Origin of the sequence: Paenibacillus ihumii, from assembly GCF_001403875.1 — a bacterium.
In the GTDB taxonomy this organism is placed as follows: Bacteria; Bacillota; Bacilli; order Paenibacillales; family Paenibacillaceae; genus Fontibacillus; species Fontibacillus ihumii.
The window spans coordinates 25,097-45,148 of record NZ_LN884299.1 but is presented as its reverse complement, the minus strand read 5'-3'; the positions used below and the strand labels follow the sequence as shown (position 1 = coordinate 45,148).

Genomic DNA, 20,052 nt, shown 5'->3' with positions numbered 1-20,052 from the left:
GTACATCTTTATCCTTTCTTTATGATTGTACCTTAACCTTAAGGCATCATGATAAGGAGGCACGAGGATGGCAATGAAATCACAATCAAGAATAGAGATGATAGACAGCTTAAGGGGATTTGCGCTATTAGGAATCATTCTGGTCAACGTCACCTTTTTCACAACGTCGCTTCAGACGATTTCATATGGGGTTGATTTATGGCCTGGCTGGTATAATGAGCTGGCTAAGCTGCTGCGCGGGATAGTCATTGACGGCAAATTTGTACTTATTTTTTCTTTCTTGTTTGGTTTTGGGATGGTATTGCTGCAGGAGAGCAGTCAGGCCAAAGGAAGAAGCTTCAACCGCATTTATTTCCGAAGATTAACGGCTTTATTATTGTTCGGTTTAATCCATGGAATCTTCATCTGGTATGGAGACATTCTGACACACTATGCGCTTATGGGCTTTCTCCTTATGCTATTTCAACGCTGCAAGCCGAGAACGATGCTGATTTGGTCATTGATCCTGCTGTTGATCGTTCCCGTCCTGGTGACGGGCGCAAGTCTGTTGAGCAGCACTGCAAGCCAGGCGCTTGAGCCGATCAGCCAAGCGGATGCCCGTCAGATCGGGGTCTATTACCAAGAGAAGGATGCCGCTATTTACGGAGCGGGGACCGTTGCCCAGATGACCATTCAGCGGGTGAATGATTATATTGGCTCGATCTTTAATATGCTGCTCTTTTACCCGCAAATATTAGGCATGTTCTTGATGGGCGCCTACTTCTGCAAACGCCGATTCTTGCATAAGGTTCAGGAGAACCGGAAGGGAATCCTCCGGCTGGTCATCCTTGGCGGAAGCGCCGGTCTTGTGCTTCAGCTCATTCTATCGCTGGCGAAGAAAGGGCTTCCGTTCTGGGGCGAGGCGGTAGCCTTGTTCGTAGGGGCGCCGCTCCTGGCTCTGGCCTATATCGGAATTTTTGCACTTTTATATCAAAACAAGCGCTGGAAGAAGGTGCTCCATTGGTTTTCCTACCCTGGAAAAATGGCCTTCACAAACTATCTGCTTCAATCGGTTCTTTGCGGATTAATCTTTTACAGCTACGGTCTGGGCTGGTATGGAAAGGTCGAACCGGCCTTGCAAATGTTGATTGCTGCCGGCATTTTTGCTCTGCAAGCGGTACTTAGCCGGGTTTGGTTCAATTGGCTTCCGATCGGACCCCTCGAATATGTTTGGCGTCTGTTCACTTATTGGGGAAATCCGCTGAGTCAAGGCGAGAAAGGGAAGGCTGCTGCTGTTCGTGAAGCACCATGATTTAAATCTTCACTGCATCAATGCACCTAAGCTTTAAATAAAAGCCTTGCAATTTTGTTCCGGGGTGTAATACAATGCTTCTAAATTCATCAACACAATATGTTCAAACAAGCGATGATGGAAAGAGTAAGCGAAAGAACGTTCCTGACAGGAAAGGGCTGCCACCGACTGAGAGCGCCCGGGCGAAGGTTCTCCGCTGAAGTTCATTCCGGAGCTGGTAGGCTGATAATCTGCATGCTTCGTGCAGAGGGTAGGTTTACCCGTAACCCTTGCGTTAAGAGGTTCAAGTGAGATTTGCCTGCTTATTTCGGCATATCTAATAAGGGTGGTACCACGACTCCTCGTCCCTTTCCGGGCGGGGGTCTTTTTGTTTTATACACTGGAAAATGGGGAGAGGAGAATGTAAATGAGTCAACGTTTGGAACAATTAAGATCAGAGCTGGATTCGGTGAATCTGCAGCTGCTGGAACTGTTGTCGGAGCGGGCGCGGATCGCCCAGGAGATTGGTCAGGAGAAGCAAAAACAGGGCGTTCCTGCTTTTGATCCGGTGCGCGAGAAAAAAATGCTGGATGCTCTGGTGGAGCATAACCAAGGTCCTTTCGATAATGAGACAGTACGTCATTTGTTCAAACAGATTTTTCAGGCATCGTTGAAGCTGCAGCAGGTCGATCATAAGAAGCATCTGCTGGTCAGCCGGAAGAAGAAGCAGGAAGATACGCTGGTTCAGCTGGGCAGCACGGTGATTGGCGGCGGTACACCGGTAATGATTGCAGGGCCGTGCTCGGTTGAAAGCTATGAACAAGTGCGCCAGGTTGCAGCGGCCTTGAAGCAAGCGGGGATGACGGTCATGCGCGGCGGTGCGTTTAAACCGAGAACATCGCCCTACGATTTTCAGGGCTTGGGCATCGATGGCCTGAAAATTCTGAAGGACGTGGCGTCCGAGTTCGGGCTGAAGACGATTAGTGAAATTGTGGATCCAGCGCATATTGAAATTGCGTGCGAATACATTGATGTCATTCAAATTGGTGCGCGGAACATGCAGAACTTTGAGCTGCTAAAAGCGGCAGGCAACGTTCGGACACCAGTGCTGCTGAAGCGTGGTCTCGCGGCTACGATCGATGAATTCGTACACGCTGCGGAATACATCGTTTCCCGCGGTAATACGCAGGTCATGCTAATTGAACGCGGTATACGGACGTACGAGAAGGCTACGAGAAACACCTTGGACATCTCGGCGGTGCCGATTCTGAAGCAAGAAACGCATCTTCCGGTGCTCGTGGATGTGACGCATTCCACAGGGCGCAAAGACATCCTGGCCCCTTGTGCCAGAGCGGCTCTAGCTGCAGGCGCAGACGGTGTCATGGTTGAGGTGCATCCTGATCCGGCAACAGCGCTCTCCGATGCGGCGCAGCAGCTGAATATTCCGGAATTCCATGATTTCCTGGCAAGCGTGAAGAAGTCGGGATTGCTGTAAACATTGTGGTTTTTAAAAGGTAAGCTATGAAGGAGTGAGGAAGGCTGCTTTTCGGAGAGGTTCCGAGAGGCAGCCTTTTTGCTTGTGGATATTAAGTTAAAATGGCTGCCATTTCAGCTTTCTCGCCTTTTCGAATCTTTCCGCTACTTCCGGCCAATAGACGACCTTCCACCAATCGGCGATGTATTTGGCCCGTTCGCTCTGGTGCTTGAGATAGTACGAATGCTCCCAGACGTCGAGCGCGAGAAGGGGAACGATATCCCATTGCGATAAATTCTGATGCTTCTCCGCAGTCAAAATCTCTAACCGGTGAGCGCGAGGGCTCCAGACGAGTATCGCCCAGCCTCCGCCCTCCACTTTTTCGGCGGCATTGGTGAAATGATTCTTGAAGGCATCGTAGCTGCCGAAATCCCTGCGGATTTGTTCGGCCAGCTCGCCCCCGGGCTTGCCCCCTCCTTGAGGATTCATCGTGTCCCAGTAGATCGTATGGAGATAATGGCCCGCACCGTTAAAGGCCAGCTCCCGCTCCCAATGCTTCACGAGATCGAAATTGCCTGATTTTCGGGCCTCCTGGAGTTTTTTCTCCGCCTTGTTCAAGTTGTCGACATAGCTCTTATGGTGAATATCATGGTGGATTCGTACTGTTTTCTCATCGATATGCGGCTCTAATGCGTTGTAGGGGTAGGGTAGAGGAGGCAGCCTGTGACCGCCGATCGGTACGGGATCGTCCGATTTCCGGGAATCCTCTATAAAGTTAGGGGAGGAGGTGTTCCCGAGGGCACCCGGCTCCCAATCAGCTTCCGCTGCAGTGGCCGGTTGGGACGAGGCTTCTGGTGAATCCATGCTGAAAGGCTGGAAATGGGAAGGGACGGCTTGCTGCAGGTCGGCGATTTCTGGAAGCTCTTCTGCGTTTCTTTTAATCGCGCCGGGAGAGTTCAACGTTTCGAGTACGCCCAGGAAATACTCAGACTCGCGGATAATATGGAGCAGTACTGTGTTGGCCAGTGGAACAGATTTGGCCGCTTCGCTGCATTCCAGGATGTAATAGAGCTGCCTTATGAATTCCTGGGACTGGCGAAACGACGTGTCCAACAAACGTTCGGTCTGATGGATCAATTTCGGGTCGCAAGCCGCCTCCTGTGAGGACAAGGCGTATTTGAGCAGTTGATTGGCCGCATGCGTTGTCTCGTCGAAAACCTTCTTCCAATCATTCAACAGCTGGACATAATAAGGTTCAAGTCCAGGAACGATCGCTTTGATAACATCGGTATGCTCGCTTTCCTGCTGCTTCCAGAAGCGGATTTCTTCCAGAATGCGGACAGGTAAATAAGGCCCGTAAACCAATAGCATCGGGTTAGCCTCCTTCTCGATTGATTGCCATAAACAGCTTATGCAATTGAGGGGTTGGCCTATGCTATCGGACTGCGAGCCTGGTCTAAGCCGATTATTCGGCTGTTTCGGTCCGGCTAAGGAACATGGACACTTTGCGCAAATATTCCTTCGGGTGCTCCCGGAAAATCATTTCATGATGCGAGCCCTCCACGATCCATACCTCGGATGCCTCGTTCGTCTGATTCCCGGCCAATTTCTCGGCAATCGGGTAAGGAGCTTTGTCGTCCTCTGTGCCGTGAATGAAGAGGGTCGGGAAGGGGTAGTCCTTCGATTTGACCTCCGTATACGGGATTTGGCGCATGCTGGTGCCATTTAGTACAGGCAACAGCAGGCCGATGATTTCAAGAGAAGGGCGGCGCGGCAGATCGATATGCTGGCGGATGTTATGATACATCGTATCCGGCTCCAGCAGGAAGGTGCTGTCGAGAATCATGCCGTCGATATCCTCGCTCGTCAAGGCGGCTTGCAGAGCCGTCCCTGCACCCATCGAGAATCCCCATACAATGATTTTCTCTGCTCCCCGCTGCTTGGCGAGGTTGATCGCTCCCAGCAGCTGCTCGGCTTCTTTCTTGCCGCCGGTGGCGACCTCTTTGCTCTTCTGGGCGGCAAAGCCATAGTCGAACATCAGGACATTGTAATTAAGCCGGTTCGCATAGTGCGCCAGGTCATACATCGGCACCCAAGGCTCTTCCCGGTTCGCGCCGTACCCATGGCTGAAGACGATGGTCTTGCGGGAATTCTCGGAAGGAATATACCAGCCCTGCATCAACCGGCTGCCGTCGGCTGCCGGGAAGAGAACGTCCTCATAGGCCAGATTCTTGGATAGCTTCGGGTTGGAATACAGCGGAGCTACGTTCGGATTGGACAGTACCCAGGCGATATAGCCGTGCAGAACAATGAAGCAGAACAGCAGAAAAAATAGAGCGGATAACAGCAGTGCGACTAAAATATGCTTGAAGCTGATATGCCGTGTCGTCAGTAAGTCAGCCGGTGGTGCTGGAGTGTCTTTCAATCCTGAATTTAAGGGAAGATCACTCCGGGTTGTTGGACTCATGTTCTTCCCCTCCTCAATAGAATTAATACAATATATGCCCGGTTTGGATCCGGGATCAATGGCTAGTTTGAATTCATTTTGTAGTTTGTGTCGAAACTGGGCGAATCTTATAAAATCATCGTACGGCAACAGCTTTTATAAAGTCAATGATAGTGTGATAAAGCGCATGCTAGCGCATTGACGATTGAGAATGGATTACATATAATTTATGTAACCACGTTTCACGTAGTGAAACTATTGAGAGGTGAGGTCGGATGGAAGACCGTAAATTAACTGTGCGCGCGGTTGAGCGAGCGCTTGATATACTAATGTGTTTTACGAAGGGGAAGGAGCTTGGTTTAACGGAAATCGCCAGCAGCATCGGGCTGCACAAAAGCACGGTGCATCGTCTGATGACGACGCTGGAGGAGAAGGGCTTCGTCATTCGCGATAACGCTACGGAGAAATACCGCCTAGGGCTGAAAATATGGGAGCTGTCCGCGCATTTATCGCAAAGCGACGATCCGGCTGTTCTGCTGCTGCCGCAAATGGAGCAGCTTCGCGACCGGCTCGGGGAGACCGTCAGTCTGTATTTGCGCGATGGTACGGACCGGCTCAGAATACAGGCGGTTCAGAGCAATCAGGCCATCCGCAGGGTCGCTGCGGTCGGCGCGCGGCTGCCGCTGTATGTCGGGGCCTCGAGCAAGGTGCTCGTCGCCTATGCCGACGAATCCGTGCTGCAAGCTGTGCTGGATAGTCCGGATTGGCCCGCATCCGTAGATAAGGCCCAGTACGTGGCTCAGCTTCAAGATATTCGGCAGCTTGGCTTCGCGACAAGCTATGAGGAACGCGAGCCAGGGGCTGCGGCGGTATCCGCCCCGATCTTCGACCGAAACGGCAAGGTTGCCGCCGCATTGTCCGTCTCGGGGCCGGTCAGTCGGCTGTCGCCGGAGACGCTCATTGAGTTCGGCCCTGTGCTGATTGAAGCTGCCCGGGATATGGGCATGATGATTCATGCTTAGCCTGTAATAGCTTACATGTGGCTGGTCAGTCAGGACGTATGCTGTGACCAAGTGCTGCATGTACTGCTCTTGCTGCAGAGGGGCAAGCGTCTAGTGTTGGGATGAACTGGTTCTGTAGGTGTGTAATCGTTTAGTTGGAGTACTTGCTTCTGTAGACGTGTAAGCATTAGCGTTTGTATGTATTGTTCCTGTTGGTGTGAAGCATCTAGTGTTGTACTGCTCCTTTCGGTGTGTAAGCATCTTGTATGTGTATGTATTGCACCTGTACGCATAGATGGTGCTTCTAGTGGTAGCACGCTGCAGGCGTCGGCCAGTGACTGCATTGTCCTGTGCTGTTATCTGCGTGATGGGAACCATGTTTAAGGAGAGGCCATAAGGCCTCTCCTTTCTTGATAACTACAGTATGCGTTTGCTGTGTTAGGCAGGAAGCTAAATAAATTTCCGCGTGTCGCGCCGCTAGTAAATTACAGTATTTATCGGTTGTGCCAGCTTCGCTTGTGCTAGGTGCCGCCTAGCGTTATGTGCCAAGAAAAACAGCAAGAACAATGGAGAGGATGATGGCTAGCGGCACGAACCAGATCATCGGATGGGCGAAGTTCATGGTCCAGCCAATGCCGACTCGTTTTTCTACGAAGAATGAAGGGTCGTTTGGATTATAGTAAATGGCGCCGAGCTTCCAGTAAGCGTCATCGTTGACAGGCTGAACCGGAGACCCAGACTCTGGCCGTTCAACCCGGCTTCCTCCTTGGCCGGTCGTAAAGGAGAGGGCGATGGCAAAAAGAACGACGAAGATCGGGATGATCAGGCTGACAAGCATGACGATGCTGCTCTCTAGCGGATAGATCATATTCAACTGAACGAACGAGAACAGGCTGACCATGGCCAGGCCAGATAACATAGTAAATATCGACCAGCGGCGGCGAAAGATCGTATTTTGCCGAACGGAATGCTCCGGGTTACCGGCGCTAAGCTGCTGTCTGCTCCGCAGGATGCTCCAGTTCACAAAGATAAATAAGGCAATAATCAGCAGCTGCATGATGTTGGGGAATAATACGGTAGCATAGGATTTTGCCGCGCTGTTAATGACATTGCCCTGCATATCAAATTTCAACGCGATTTGTTCGGGAATTCTATCGTAGTATAAGAGCGCTGCGGCAGCGCTGATCAATGTCAAGCCTACATGGATGATATACCATTTGTTCGACAGAACCAGCTTCCGGCGGTGGAAGGAGGTATCGACGGCAATGACCGTTTTTTCTTTGGCCGCTGCAGGAAGGGATGCTTTGATCCTTCTCATTTTAAAATGAAATACCAGATTTAGCGCAATCGATATCAGCACGATTAAGCTGATAAGGGCCCCAAGCAAAGCGCCTTGAAGCGCCGAGTTGCCCAGCATGGCAGCGTAAACCCCCGCAATAAGCAGCGGGATGTACACAACGAGGCTGATTGCCGCGTACCGCTGGCGCATTCGGCGAAGGGGCTCGCTGCGGAAGGTTTCCTCGCTGACCGAAATGCCGAAGCTTACCGTCTCTCTCGTTAAGTAGGGCATGAAAGCGAGGGAGACTACAATGGGAATAAACATGAACACTAGCATAAGTGTAAATAAAATCGGCATTATCCATTCTCCTTTTCGTTGTCAGTTTCTGCGATTCCTTTATGGATTTGTTCTACCAAATCCAGCAATTGCTGTTTGTCCATTCCTCGGCATATCGCTTCTGCAACGATCGGCTTCAATTGACTGTGCTGCTTCGCCATGAATTCCTCCGTTACCGGAGGCATGCCGTCCGGATCAACAACGACACCGCGCTGGCGATGCACCTGAATATATCCTTCCTGCTTCAGCAGGGTATAAGCCTTGTTTACAGTATGAAGGTTAACGCCGATATCCGAGGCCAAACTCCGAACCGAGGGAAGAGGCTCGCCCAGCTTCAACCGCCCGCTGGCAATGCCTTCGATGATCTGGTTCACCAGTTGGGTGTAAATAGGGGTATCCGACTGCATTTCAAGTTCAATGATCAACATGACACCTCCATCTGCTATCTGTTATACATCTAATATAACAGTTACATCAAATATAAGCAATGTAATTTTAAAAAAATCAGCGGGTACATGGATGTTTCGTTTTTGTTGAACTGCTCGGTTGAATGGGATATAAGGACAGTTGCATGTAATATCTATCTATTCGCGTGTGCAGACGATCGCATTCAAGTTCTATCGCGTGTGAAGACAGGTACGTGTAAAGCAATCGTGTGCGAGACAGTTGCGTGGCAGGTCACATTATGTGTGAGGAGAGCTTCATGCAAGCCTACCGTGTGTGAGAACAGATGCGTGCAAAGCCAATCGTGTGCGAGACAGTTACGTGGCATTCAATTATGTGTGAAGAGAGCTGCATGCAAGTCTACCGTGTGTGAGGACAGGTGCGTGCAAAGCCAATCGTGTACGAGACAGTTACGTGGAAAGAGAGTTGCGTGCCAAGCCTAAGGTGCGTGAAGACAGATGCGTGCAGAATCAATCGTGTGCGAAGATGATAGTGTTCAAAGTCAATTGTGTGTGTGACTGTTACGTGGAAAGTCAATCGCGTGTGAAGACAATTGCAAGCAAAGCCTATTGTGGTACAGGAAGCTTCTGTTCAAAGTCTCGTCTGCGAAGTATGTGGTCGATCGATCACAGTTATGCAGAAAACACCGCGCACTAGGGACTATGCGCGGTGTGAAGAATGCTATGTGCAAGGGCTATAACGCACAAAGCTGTTGGGTATAAAGCTGCATTAGTTGAAAAGACTGTTGCGAGCTCTTGTACTGAATGGCCGCCTACAGTAAAGAATCGCACGGTGCCTGGCACAAAGGACTGTTGTAGGGAAAACGCTGTTAATCTTTGGGTAGAAGACAACTCCTATCTGATAACGGACACAGAAGCCGCTATATGCCGATATTATGTCCATTTCTCAAAGTTACGGACACAGGGGACCTTATTTAGTGAATTTCCATTGTATTCTAGGTCCTTTTGAACAAATAGGTGCATCTGAGTCCGTTAGCTATACAAATTCAGCCTATTTTGGCCAAATAGCGGATTCTGGGTCCGTTCACGTATTTTGCCTCAACCGACCCTCAGCGCCCCTAACTATATTAAGTTAGATAAGTTTAGATATTGCGATAAAAGCAGTTGTATTTGAACTATTCTGTTCAGGGTGCGGGTGATGGTGAATATTCGGTGCGTATGTGGCCCTCGATCCCTAAATTGTCGCAGCCCTTTGTGACAGCCTGGTCGGGGTTGGGATGTTTCGGCGCGAAGGATCGGCGAGCGCAGCGATACGGAGGTTGAGTATAGGCATGAGCATGAGCATGAGTATGAGTATAGGCATGAGTATGAGTACGTACATTAGTGTGGGTACGAGTACGAGTGCGACGCTGAGTGTGTCTTTTGTAACCATTTACGCATCTCCTTAATTTAAGAAGTTACTCAAGTTAATATCGTAATGTGTGGTCACGTCAAGCTGCTAGAGTATTGACTCACAGACCTAAGGATCGCTTCTCTAATCAAAAAAATGCCCTACCCGAAATCGGGCAGGACATTTTCTCAAATAGATAATTTATAATTACTTGCCGGCTTGAATCATTTGCCGCAGTACGGTTTGCAGAATGCCGCCGTTGTGGTAGTAGTCGACATCGACCATGCTGTCGAGGCGGGCGGTCACTGTAAATTCAAACTGTGTGCCGTCTTGGCGAGTCGCTACAACGGTCAGTTCTTGGCCAGGCTTGACGTCATTGCTCAGTCCGATAATATCGAACGTCTCCGTGCCGTCAATTCCTAGTGTCTTCCAGCCATGTCCGTCTTGGAATTGGAGCGGAAGAACGCCCATGCCGACCAGGTTGCTGCGGTGAATCCGCTCGAAGCTTTCCGCGATGACCGCTTTGACGCCCAGCAGATAGGTGCCTTTGGCTGCCCAGTCGCGGGAGCTTCCTGTACCGTATTCTTTACCAGCGATGACGACGAGGTTCTGTCCGTTCGCCTGATAGTTCATCGAGGCGTCGTAGATGGACATCAGCTCATCCGTAGGCAGATATTTCGTTACGCCGCCTTCTGTGCCCGGAGCAACCTGGTTGCGAATCCGGATGTTGGCGAACGTTCCGCGCATCATAACTTCGTGGTTACCGCGGCGGGAGCCGTAGGAGTTGAAGTCCTTGCGGGCTACGCCGTGATCGTTCAGGTAGATGCCTGCCGGGCTTGTAGGCGAAATGTTACCCGCTGGCGAGATATGGTCGGTAGTTACCGAATCCCCAAGCAGAGCGAGTACGCGAGCTTCGCGGATGTCAGCGATGTCTTGAAGTCCGTCGCCGATTTTCTCGAAGAACGGCGGGTTCTGGATATAAGTGGATTTCTCATCCCACTCATACAATTCGCCTTCTGGAACAGGGATTGCATTCCAGCGCTCGTTCTGAGTAAATACGTTCTCGTATTTGCTGCGGAACATTTCCGGCTTCACGGAGAGACCGATCGCTTCTTTGATCTCTGCGGAAGTCGGCCAGATATCTTTCAGATAGACCGGTTGATCGTTCTGATCGTAGCCGATCGGATCGTTCTGCAAATCGATATTTACCGTTCCAGCCAGGGCATAGGCAACAACGAGCGGCGGAGAAGCCAGGTAGTTCGCTTTTACCTGAGCGTGCACGCGGCCTTCGAAGTTCCGGTTGCCGGACAGTACGGCAGCTACAGTAAGGTCGTTGTCGGCAATCGCCGCGCTCACTTCATCTGGAAGCGGACCGGAGTTTCCGATACAAGTCGCGCAGCCGTAGCCTGCAACGTGGAAGCCCAGCGCTTCGAAGGAATCGATGAGTCCGGCTTTCTCCAGGTAGTCGGTAACGACAAGGGAGCCTGGAGTCAAGCTGCTCTTGACGTAGCCCGGCTTCTTAAGACCGCGCTCGACCGCTTTCTTCGCGAGCAATCCTGCACCGATCATAACGCTTGGATTGGAAGTATTCGTACAGCTCGTAATCGCGGCGATAACGACCGCTCCCGTTCCGAGCTCGCTTGTGCTGCCGTCAGGATGCTTGACGGTAACCTTCTGGTTGATCTTCTCGTCGCTGAGCCCGTACCCGCCTTTATCGATCGGAGTGCGGATAATATCATTGAAGTTCTCCTTCATATCGGTCAGCTCGATGCGGTCCTGAGGACGCTTAGGCCCTGCAAGGCTAGGCACCACGGAGGCCAGATCCAGTTCGATCAGATCGGTAAACTCAGGATCTGCTGTGCTGCTCGTGCGGAACATGCCTTGAGCTTTATAGTACGCTTCGACGAGCGCGATTTGCTCCTCGGAGCGACCGGTGCTGCGCAGGTAGGCCAGCGTCTCGTCATCTACCGGGAAGTATCCGATCGTTGCGCCGTATTCAGGCGCCATGTTGGCTACGGTTGCCCGGTCCGCAAGGCTGATGTTCGCAAGGCCTGGGCCGTAGAACTCGACGAATTTGCCGACGACGCCTTTCTTGCGCAGCATTTGCGTTACGGTGAGGGCGAGGTCGGTTGCTGTCGCGCCTTCCGTCAGGCTGCCGACGAGCTTGAAGCCGATAACCTCCGGTGCAACAAAATACAGCGGCTGCCCAAGCATGCCTGCTTCAGCCTCGATCCCGCCGACGCCCCAGCCGACGACGCCAAGACCGTTGATCATCGTCGTATGGGAGTCGGTTCCGACGAGGGAATCCGGGAATACGACGGTTTCGCCGTCAACCGTCTTAGTAGCGGCAACGGAAGCCAAGTACTCCAGGTTGACCTGGTGAACGATACCTGTAGCCGGTGGAACGGCGCGGAAATTGTTGAAGGCGGTTTGCGCCCAGCGCAGGAAGCGGTAGCGTTCCTCATTGCGCTCGAACTCGACCTTCATGTTGTATTCCAGCGCTTCCGGCGTACCGAAGGCATCGACCATCACGGAGTGGTCAATAACGAGATCGACCGGTACAAGCGGGTTGATCTGCTTAGGATCTCCGCCGGCCTTCTTCACAGTGTCGCGCATAGCCGCAAGGTCTACGACGACGGGAACGCCCGTGAAATCCTGAAGAACGATGCGTGCAGGAATAAACGGAATCTCTTTATTCTCATCGCGGCCTTGGCTCCAGCCGGCGATTTGCTTCACATGCTCCTCGGTAACAGCTCTGCCGTCAAACTGCCGAACGGCTGCTTCAAGCAGGACCTTAATGGAGAACGGCAGCTTGGAGACGGGGCCTAGTCCTTGCTCTTCCAACAATTGCAGATCATAGTAGCGGTAGTTCTTCCCGCCGACTTCCAAGGTGCGGGAAACAGAGAAAAAATCCTTCTTTGACATGAATGTACCTCCTTGTTTCACTAGATGAAACGGTATTTCAAAATTATCACTACATTTAGTATACCGTCCTCCTTGTTGTGAGTAAAGTACTTTTTGCTGGCAAGGCGCCTGTTCTTTTGCGGCCTGGGGCGCTTGTCCCGCGTAATTATTCCGGTACATACTCGTTTCTGTTCCTTCATATAAATGGAATGATGAGGAGGGGATTCCAAAGTGAGCGATGAATGGAGAAGAACGTTATCCCTATATGTGAACCAGCACAATCAGGATGAAGTGGACTATCGCCCCAAGTCTGCGGAGGAGGGCGCCCTTGTGACTGATTTGGAATATTTGCAGCGCCGCGGAGAACGCAAGCGCCGGCTTCAGGAATGGTATAAGGAGAGGCGCGCAACCCCGCTTCGCTGCGAGACCCGGGCCAGATTGCTGCGGGAAATCGACAATCGCCCCGACCAGATCGAGGTTGAGCTGCAATTAGCCCGTAAGACGTATTATGAAAAGGGAGGCGCCCGCCATCAGGAAGAGATCATCGACAGGCAGCGGCTGACGCTGGAGCGGGAAGGGAGCGGCTGGGTCATTACACGGATTGATCAGCCGGCTGGCGAGCGCCATGCTCCGTTCAAGCTGCCGATGGAGGCGGAAAGCCGGGGAAGTGCCGGCAAGGGAAAATTGCCCGAACCGTACCTCAACCCGCAGGTGCTGGGCTCCCGCAGCTCGCGCAGCACGCCGTACCGCCGCGAGGATGCCGTCCTTTATGCCGACCGCTGGTGGGATGGATTCAACCCGGAATTTGCCGCATTTGAAGTGGATTGCACCAATTATATATCCCAGTGTCTCTTTGCAGGAGGGGCTCCAATAAACTATACTGGAAAAAGAGAAACAGGCTGGTGGTACAAAGGATATATCAAGGGTAGGGAGGCCTGGAGCTATAGCTGGTCCGTCGCAAACGCCCTCGAGCGCCTATTGGCCTACAGCAAATCGGGACTTCGGGCTGAAGCCGTGGAGAGACCGGAGCAGCTCCAATTGGGAGACGTCATCATCTATGATTGGGACGGTGACGGCAGCTACCAGCACAGTACGATCGTCACTGCGTTCGATGCGGGCGGAATGCCGCTGGTGAACGCCCATACGACCCCGAGCAAGCATCGATATTGGGACTACCGGGACTCATACGCATGGAGCGAGAATACCGTGTATCGCTTTTTTCGGATAGCGGACTATTTTTGAAGATGATTGATTTTTGAAAATGATTGTTTGAACAACTATTATGATGATCGAAGAAAGAGGTTACTCATGGGACAAGACAAAATCACCGTCGGATTGATTTACGGCGGCAAATCGGGAGAGCACGAAGTATCACTGCAAACGGCCCTGGCGGTTTCAAAGGCATTTAACTATGACAAATACGAGGTGCTCCCTTTTTATATTACGAAGTGCGGGGAATGGCGGGTTGGAAGCAAGCTGTCCGGCCCGTTTGCGGCTTTGGAGGAGCTGAAGCTGGAGAACGGGGCGCAGAATACGTCCGCAGCAATCAATATGCTGTTTGAGAAGCTGTCTACCGGCACGGGCTCCATTGACGTTGCATTTCCGCTGCTGCACGGCACGTATGGCGAAGACGGCACGATTCAGGGGCTGTTCGAAATGGCGGACCTGCCGTACGTAGGCGCGGGCGTGCTGGCTTCAGCGGCAGGGATGGACAAAGTCGTCATGAAGAAGCTGTTCGCCGAGGCGGGGCTGGCCCAGTGCAAGTACTGCTATTTCACGGCCTCCGAGTGGAGCCGGGGCAGCTATGCGATCATTCAGGAGATCGAAGAGAAGCTGGGTTATCCCTGCTTCGTGAAGCCGGCGAATCTGGGCTCCAGCGTGGGGATTTCCAAAGCCAGATCGCGCGAGGAATTGCAGTCTTCCATAGCTGCAGCGCTGCATTATGACATGAAGGTGATCGTAGAGGAGTTCGTGGACGCGCGCGAGATCGAGGTCGGCGTGCTTGGCAACGACGAGCCGATGGCCTCGGTGCCGGGGGAGATCGTCTCATCCAGCGAATACTACGACTATCAGGCCAAATATTTGGATGGCAAATCGCAAATGCTAATTCCGGCTGAAATCGATACGGAGCTTGCGGAAGAAATTCGCGATCTGGCGGTCAAAGCGTTCAAGGCGATTTCGGGCAACGGGCTGTGCCGGGCGGATTTCTTCGTCAAGAAGTCGGATCAGACGGTCTGGATCAATGAAGTGAACACGATGCCGGGCTTCACGCCATACAGCATGTATCCGCTGCTGTGGCGGGAGACGGGCGTTTCCTACGAGACGCTGCTCGACCGGCTGATTGAGCTGGCATTGGAACGCTATGAAGCCAGACAGAGCTTGAATTTCGAGAACGGTCTGCAGTAATACAACATTTCATTTATTTTCGCCAGATTTGACGGGAATTAATGAGGGAAAGGAAGATCAACCATGGGCTTTCAAACCGAATTCAACTCAGTATGCAAATTCAAGAAGGAGCAGGAGCTGTACGAGCTGCTGGAATACGGGCGCGGCAAAATGCTTAAGGAAGGGCTGCGCGTTTATCCGACAGGACAGAAGGTCATTGCTTATTCGCCGGATAACAAAGCCGTAGCTATCGTCAAAATTACGGCCTGCGTCTCCGAGATTAATTTTAATGGAGAAGAGGTTACTTCAGTGGAGCTGCAGCTGGTTCGCCAGTTGACAGAGCAGGAAGCGGCCGTGCAGACGGCGCTTGCGCATGAAATGTTCTTCGGGGATGTGGAGAACGCTTGATTGCCCGCTTCGGTTACGTGGCCATGTCGACGGTCGTTAAGAATGCATCTCCATCCAAGACGATGACTTATAAGACGTTCAGCAGTCTAACCGACCGTGAGGCAGCGGTACGCCGCCTGGAGTCAATCGGAGCGGATAATTTGCACAACACGCTGCGGCTCCTTCGGCATAATGAGGCGAACGATATCAAGGTATATCGGTTCTCCTCGAAGCTGCTGCCCTTAGCGACGCATGACGCCCTGTCCGAATGGAATCCTTACGAGGCGCTTAAAGAGCAATTCCAAGCGGTGGGGGACTTCGTCCGGCAGCATGGCATGCGCGTCTCCTTCCATCCGGACCATTTCACGGTGCTCAGCACGCCGCGTCCAGAAGTGCTGCATAGCTCGATTCGCGATCTGCGGCATCATGTGGCGATGCTGGATGCCATGGGGCTGGATGGACGAGCGAAGAACAATATCCATGTCGGCGGCGCATACGGAGACAAGCCGTCCGCCGCAGAGCGCTTTCGGGAGAATGTGTCCGCTCTGCCGGACAGCATCAAGCGCCGCCTGACGTTCGAGAACGACGATAAGACGTTCAACGCTCCCGAGACACTGGCGCTGTGCGAGGCGCTCGGCATTCCGATGGCGCTCGATATTCACCATCAATGGGTGAACAACGAAGGAGAGCAGCCCGCGGATTTATGGCGCCGCATACTGCAAACGTGGCAGTCGCCGTATGCCCAGGCCGACTCCCCGAGCGCCGACCCGCTGCCGCCCAAAATCCATGCCTCCAGCCCCAAGAGCGACAGCGATCCCAGGGGGCATGCCGACCATGTCTCCGTCCGGCCCCTGCTCGATTTTCTCCGGGCCATTGCGCCCATAACCGAGCGGATCGACGTGATGCTGGAGGCGAAGCTGAAGGATGGGGCGCTATTTGCGTTGATGGAGGATTTGCGCAAATATGAAGGGGATGGCGTAGAAATTTTAGACGAGGCCAGCGTGCGAATTATGCCTTGACGGCATGCTATTGCTTGAAAATGACAGCAAAATAAGGTAAGTTGAACAAAAGTTGAAGCAAACGAAGTAAGGGCTATAACAAAATACACCGTTTAGTTGGAGGTATGTTCGATTATGGGAGATTTACTCGCAGGAAAAAATATTATCGTTATGGGTGTCGCTAACGATCGCAGCATCGCGTGGGCCATTGCCCAGAGCTTGGCCGCTCAAGGGGCGCGCTTGGCATTTACATACGAGAGCGAGAGGGTGGAAGGCCGGGTCCGCAAGCTGGCTGAGACGATTCCCGATTCACTGATACTTCCTTGCAACGTGACAGTGGATGAAGAAATCGACCGTCTGGCGGAGTCGCTGAAGAGCGAATTCGGCGTGCTGCATGGCGTCGTGCACAGCATTGCCTTTGCGAAGGCGGAGGATCTGGCAGGCGAGTTTGCGGATACGTCCCGCGAAGGCTTCGCGCTGGCTCACGACATCAGCGCATATTCGCTCGTAGCCGTGTCGAAGCGCCTAGCGCCGCTGATGACGGAAGGCGGAAGCATCATGACGATGACGTATATGGGCTCTGAGCGCGTTATGCGCAACTATAACGTGATGGGCGTTGCCAAGGCGGCTCTGGAAGCCTCCGTTCGTTATTTGGCGAACGATCTTGGGCCGAAGAATATCCGCGTGAATGCCATCTCGGCGGGTCCGATCCGGACGCTTGCAGCAAAAGGCATCAGCGACTTCAACTCGATTCTGAAGCAGGTTGAAGAGAAGGCGCCGCTGCGCAGAACGACGGAAACCGCGGAGGTGGGCGATACGGCGATGTTCCTGATCAGCCATCTCTCCCGCGGCATTACCGGAGAGGTTATATTTGTCGACGGCGGTTATAATATCGTCGGTGCATAAATAGGATGATGGATGAGGAAAGTTCGTTGCTGAAGCAGGCTTGATGCCTGCTTTGGCCACGGGCTTTTTCCATAAGGAAGGGCGATCCGGTCAAGCTGCCCGAATCAGGCCGGGACGGGGTAAAAGGATGCAACTTTAAGGTGGTCAAGACGTATAGTTTTAGAAGAGGTGTTTTACAAGATTAAGATAGAAAGTAGAGTGAAATCTAGTGGAACCAAACGACAACGTGGTGGGCAGTAAAAGTCCGACGGCTGTAGCGATCAACTCCGCATCCAAAGCGGGGGAATGGATTAAAAGCAGGCTTGGCATGTTTAAACAACTAGATACGAAGCTATCCCCACAGGATTTGGTGACGGATGTAGATAAAGGAGCGGAGCTCATGATCCGCAAGCTCATTCTTACTCATTTTCCGGATCATGATATTTTAGGAGAAGAAGGGGTTCCGCCGGGAGCGGCCGCTTCGGAAGCTGCGCTGGCCAAGGCGAGATCGTCGGAATATCTATGGATTGTTGATCCAGTAGACGGGACGACGAATTTCGTTCACGGCTTTCCTTTTTTCTGTGTGTCGATCGCGCTGGCTCACCGCGGAGAGGTCATTGTCGGAGTCATCTATGATCCGATTCGGGATGAACTGTTCGTAGCCGAGAAGGGCAAAGGCGCTTACGTTCATGGCAACCCGACCCGGGTATCGGAGGATGCGGAGCTAGCGGGAAGCGTGGTGGCCGTTGGCTTCAACCCGGATCGCAATTTTGCGCTGCCGACGAATATGAAGGGCATTCATGCATTAGCTCTGCAGACGCGCAGCATCCGGGCAGGAGGCTCCGCAGCGCTGCATCTTGCTTATGTGGCAGCAGGCCGCCTGAGCGGGTATTATGAGGTAGGGCTGAACGCTTGGGATGTGGCGGCGGGTGCTCTGCTCGTAAAGGAGTCTGGAGGAATCGTAACGGATACGTCGGGGAATCCTTATGATCTCGGCGTGCGCCACCTTGTGGCCACGAATGGCAAAATCCACGCTGAGCTGCTGCAGTCCCTGAAGGCGGCAGGCGCGACGGGGATTCAGTAAGTTGATTTCGATGGTGTAATTCCTTAATGCATTTTCAGGATGAAGGAGTGTGTCACAGGATGAGCGAAGATCGCGAGAAGCTGGAGAAGGAGCTTAGCGAGCTGCTGAGCGAGGCCGAGGAACGCAGTGAGGAGGAGCGGCAGGAAGAGACGCGCAAGAGCTTGCCTCACAAGTACGAAATCCGCATCCAAACGGAGCTAGATCCGATCGTAGAGGAAACGTTGAAATACCGCAGCATGGCAAAGGAAATCGATGGCCGATATGACGAGTATTTAAAGAGAACACCGCGTGACGTAAAAGGCCCTGAGTGATTCGGGGCCTTTATTTTCGGCAAAGCAAGGCCATGAGACAGGCTTTTGAGCCTGGCTTGCCAGGCTGCGCATATTAAGGAGTTGAGAAGCAATTGTATGCTAGAAGAATAGGTATGCGATGCTCGGCAGCCAGTCTGCTTATGCTTGCGGTGCTGTTGTGCTTTCCGACGGATTGCCTGACCGCCGCCTCTCGTCCTCTGAACGGGGATCAAGTGCTGGAGCAGGGCATTGCCGTTCAGATGGAGGAGAAGGCTTACCATATTGTAGCGCTGGGCGATTCGATCAGCGCAGGCTATGAGCCGGGCATGGACGAGTCAAGCATGCCTTACGGTTATGTTGAACGCCTTAGAGAGCAGGGACTGTATTACGGGCGGACGAAGGTCCATAATTATGGGATTCTGGGGCTGACCAGCAGCGGGCTGAAAAACTATGTATCCGCCATTCAGGAGGGCAGAGCTATTAGACCTGAAGCGATCCAGCACGGCTTGCCGGATCCGCGTATCTCCGCCTTTGCCGCCGGGATAGCGGATACCAGGGCTGCCCTGGAACAGGCTGACCTGATTACGATCACCATAGGCGGCAATGATCTGTCCAGTCTGCTTACGGAGATTGAGAGCTATACTGCGGACGAGCTTGAGGTAAAAGGGCGGGAGCTATTGGATATCTACACGATCAACGTCCGGGAGGTCATCGATCATCTGCTGCTGATCAATCCGGGTGCCCAAATTATACTAATGGATCAATACCAGCCTGTGCCCAAGATGATCGTCGGCTCGGCCTATAAATATTTGGAGAGCGCGGCGGATACGTTCACCGCTGCGGTCGAAGAGCTTGTCAGCAAATATGCCAGCAATGGCAAGCAAGTAAAGGCGGGTCATGTCGCGCAGGCCTTCAAGGGCCGGGAAATCGCGCTTACGCATATTTTTCCCGGGGGAGATATCCATCCGAACCAGGCGGGATATGAAGCGATTGCCAAGGTCGTGGCCGAGGAGGTCTGGGGGAGCTACCATATGAACGATGCGCTGGAGGAGGGTATTCCGGTCCATGTGATCGTCAAGGGAGAGAAGCTGAAGACGCCGCATGCTCCGGTGCTGCGCCAGAATCAGACCTTCCTGCCGCTTAGGGACATTACGGAAGCGATCGGGGCTTCAGCGGCATGGGATAGTCACAGCAGCACGGCTACGGTGACTTACGGCGGACGGACGATCGTCATCCCGATCGGCTCAGGGAGTATCGTCGCTAACGGCGAACCGGTGGCTGCGAGCAGTCCTGCTTTTCTGCACAGGATCGGACAGGAATCCAAAGCCTACGTGCCTCTGGCCTTGCTTGCGCAAGGGCTGGGGCTGGATGTACAGTATTCCGAGAAGACCAAAACCGTATTTATAAATTTATAAAAATTCAAATCTCAGTAACGTAGAACGAAAACATAGAATGAAAATTGTTGGACATAAACGAAAATCGTTGAACATAGAAACGAGGAAGTGCGCCCCGCTGATTG

At 52.6% G+C, this 20,052-nt stretch carries 16 protein-coding genes; 11 read left to right on the top strand and 5 right to left on the bottom strand.

Annotation, left to right across the window (positions count from 1 at the left end; all coding sequences use genetic code 11):
- Positions 1 to 67 precede the first annotated feature (67 nt).
- Complete coding sequence (locus BN2762_RS08055; protein ID WP_055106524.1) at positions 68 to 1,291, top strand: DUF418 domain-containing protein; 1,224 nt, start codon at positions 68 to 70, stop codon at positions 1,289 to 1,291.
- Between the two features lie 406 nt (positions 1,292 to 1,697).
- The gene (locus tag BN2762_RS08050; RefSeq protein ID WP_055106523.1) at positions 1,698 to 2,765 is read left to right on the top strand and encodes a bifunctional 3-deoxy-7-phosphoheptulonate synthase/chorismate mutase; all 1,068 of its coding nucleotides are present in this window, start codon (positions 1,698 to 1,700) and stop codon (positions 2,763 to 2,765) included.
- Positions 2,766 to 2,861: 96 nt separating this feature from the next.
- On the opposite strand, the gene BN2762_RS08045 is transcribed toward BN2762_RS08050, so the two are convergent.
- Together BN2762_RS08045 and BN2762_RS08040 are read right to left on the bottom strand one after the other, a co-directional pair.
- Positions 2,862 to 4,115: a Fe-Mn family superoxide dismutase gene (locus tag BN2762_RS08045; protein ID WP_055106522.1), complete on the bottom strand. Its 1,254-nt coding sequence runs from the start codon at positions 4,113 to 4,115 to the stop codon at positions 2,862 to 2,864.
- Positions 4,116 to 4,209: 94 nt separating this feature from the next.
- Complete coding sequence (locus tag BN2762_RS08040; protein ID WP_055106521.1) at positions 4,210 to 5,211, bottom strand: alpha/beta hydrolase; 1,002 nt, start codon at positions 5,209 to 5,211, stop codon at positions 4,210 to 4,212.
- Positions 5,212 to 5,465: 254 nt separating this feature from the next.
- Here BN2762_RS08040 and BN2762_RS08035 point away from each other — a divergent pair, with 254 nt between their 5' ends.
- A complete protein-coding gene (locus BN2762_RS08035) occupies positions 5,466 to 6,212 on the top strand; it encodes an IclR family transcriptional regulator (protein ID WP_055106520.1) in 747 nt (248 codons plus the stop codon).
- A gap of 517 nt (positions 6,213 to 6,729) precedes the next feature.
- On the opposite strand, the gene BN2762_RS08030 is transcribed toward BN2762_RS08035, so the two are convergent.
- The 3 genes from BN2762_RS08030 to acnA form a co-directional block, all read right to left on the bottom strand.
- A complete protein-coding gene (locus tag BN2762_RS08030; protein ID WP_055106519.1) occupies positions 6,730 to 7,827 on the bottom strand; it encodes a DUF1648 domain-containing protein in 1,098 nt (365 codons plus the stop codon).
- Positions 7,827 to 8,231, bottom strand: coding sequence for a GntR family transcriptional regulator (locus BN2762_RS08025; RefSeq protein ID WP_055109828.1), 405 nt, complete (start codon positions 8,229 to 8,231; stop codon positions 7,827 to 7,829). Before BN2762_RS08025 ends, BN2762_RS08030 begins: the two co-directional genes overlap by 1 nt.
- A 1,576-nt stretch (positions 8,232 to 9,807) precedes the next feature.
- On the bottom strand, positions 9,808 to 12,525 hold the full coding sequence (gene acnA, locus BN2762_RS08015) for an aconitate hydratase AcnA (RefSeq protein ID WP_055106517.1): 2,718 nt from the start codon (positions 12,523 to 12,525) through the stop codon (positions 9,808 to 9,810).
- Positions 12,526 to 12,735: 210 nt separating this feature from the next.
- Between acnA and BN2762_RS08010 the strand changes: the two genes are divergently transcribed.
- The 8 genes from BN2762_RS08010 (at position 12,736) to BN2762_RS07975 (ending at position 19,948) form a co-directional block, all read left to right on the top strand.
- Positions 12,736 to 13,746 (top strand): amidase domain-containing protein, encoded by a 1,011-nt coding sequence (locus BN2762_RS08010; RefSeq protein ID WP_055106516.1) that lies wholly within the window; start codon positions 12,736 to 12,738, stop codon positions 13,744 to 13,746.
- A 66-nt stretch (positions 13,747 to 13,812) separates the two neighbouring features.
- Entirely contained in the window at positions 13,813 to 14,910 is a 1,098-nt protein-coding gene (locus tag BN2762_RS08005; protein WP_055106515.1) for a D-alanine--D-alanine ligase, read from the top strand.
- A gap of 63 nt (positions 14,911 to 14,973) precedes the next feature.
- Positions 14,974 to 15,297, top strand: a complete 324-nt coding sequence (locus tag BN2762_RS08000) for a hypothetical protein (RefSeq protein WP_055106514.1) — start codon at positions 14,974 to 14,976, stop codon at positions 15,295 to 15,297.
- Entirely contained in the window at positions 15,294 to 16,295 is a 1,002-nt protein-coding gene (gene uvsE / locus BN2762_RS07995; protein ID WP_055106513.1) for a UV DNA damage repair endonuclease UvsE, read from the top strand. Before BN2762_RS08000 ends, uvsE begins: the two co-directional genes overlap by 4 nt.
- Positions 16,296 to 16,409: 114 nt before the next feature.
- On the top strand, positions 16,410 to 17,180 hold the full coding sequence (gene fabI, locus BN2762_RS07990) for an enoyl-ACP reductase FabI (protein ID WP_055106512.1): 771 nt from the start codon (positions 16,410 to 16,412) through the stop codon (positions 17,178 to 17,180).
- 208 nt (positions 17,181 to 17,388) lie between these two features.
- Complete coding sequence (locus BN2762_RS07985; protein ID WP_055106511.1) at positions 17,389 to 18,243, top strand: inositol monophosphatase family protein; 855 nt, start codon at positions 17,389 to 17,391, stop codon at positions 18,241 to 18,243.
- A 59-nt stretch (positions 18,244 to 18,302) separates the two neighbouring features.
- A complete protein-coding gene (locus tag BN2762_RS07980; protein ID WP_055106510.1) occupies positions 18,303 to 18,554 on the top strand; it encodes a hypothetical protein in 252 nt (83 codons plus the stop codon).
- A gap of 92 nt (positions 18,555 to 18,646) precedes the next feature.
- On the top strand, positions 18,647 to 19,948 hold the full coding sequence (locus BN2762_RS07975) for a stalk domain-containing protein (protein ID WP_055106509.1): 1,302 nt from the start codon (positions 18,647 to 18,649) through the stop codon (positions 19,946 to 19,948).
- The last annotated feature ends 104 nt before the right edge of the window (positions 19,949 to 20,052 follow it).

Excerpts from the sequence above, each read along its gene's own strand:
- BN2762_RS08055 (WP_055106524.1), top strand. The coding sequence starts at position 68 with ATGGCAATGAAATCACAATCAAGAATAGAGATGATAGACAGCTTAAGG.
- BN2762_RS08050 (WP_055106523.1), top strand. The coding sequence starts at position 1,698 with ATGAGTCAACGTTTGGAACAATTAAGATCAGAGCTGGATTCGGTGAAT.
- BN2762_RS08045 (WP_055106522.1), bottom strand. The coding sequence starts at position 4,115 with ATGCTATTGGTTTACGGGCCTTATTTACCTGTCCGCATTCTGGAAGAA.
- BN2762_RS08040 (WP_055106521.1), bottom strand. The coding sequence starts at position 5,211 with ATGAGTCCAACAACCCGGAGTGATCTTCCCTTAAATTCAGGATTGAAA.
- BN2762_RS08035 (WP_055106520.1), top strand. The coding sequence starts at position 5,466 with ATGGAAGACCGTAAATTAACTGTGCGCGCGGTTGAGCGAGCGCTTGAT.
- BN2762_RS08030 (WP_055106519.1), bottom strand. The coding sequence starts at position 7,827 with ATGCCGATTTTATTTACACTTATGCTAGTGTTCATGTTTATTCCCATT.
- acnA (WP_055106517.1), bottom strand. The coding sequence starts at position 12,525 with ATGTCAAAGAAGGATTTTTTCTCTGTTTCCCGCACCTTGGAAGTCGGC.
- BN2762_RS08005 (WP_055106515.1), top strand. The coding sequence starts at position 13,813 with ATGGGACAAGACAAAATCACCGTCGGATTGATTTACGGCGGCAAATCG.
- BN2762_RS08000 (WP_055106514.1), top strand. The coding sequence starts at position 14,974 with ATGGGCTTTCAAACCGAATTCAACTCAGTATGCAAATTCAAGAAGGAG.
- fabI (WP_055106512.1), top strand. The coding sequence starts at position 16,410 with ATGGGAGATTTACTCGCAGGAAAAAATATTATCGTTATGGGTGTCGCT.
- BN2762_RS07980 (WP_055106510.1), top strand. The coding sequence starts at position 18,303 with ATGAGCGAAGATCGCGAGAAGCTGGAGAAGGAGCTTAGCGAGCTGCTG.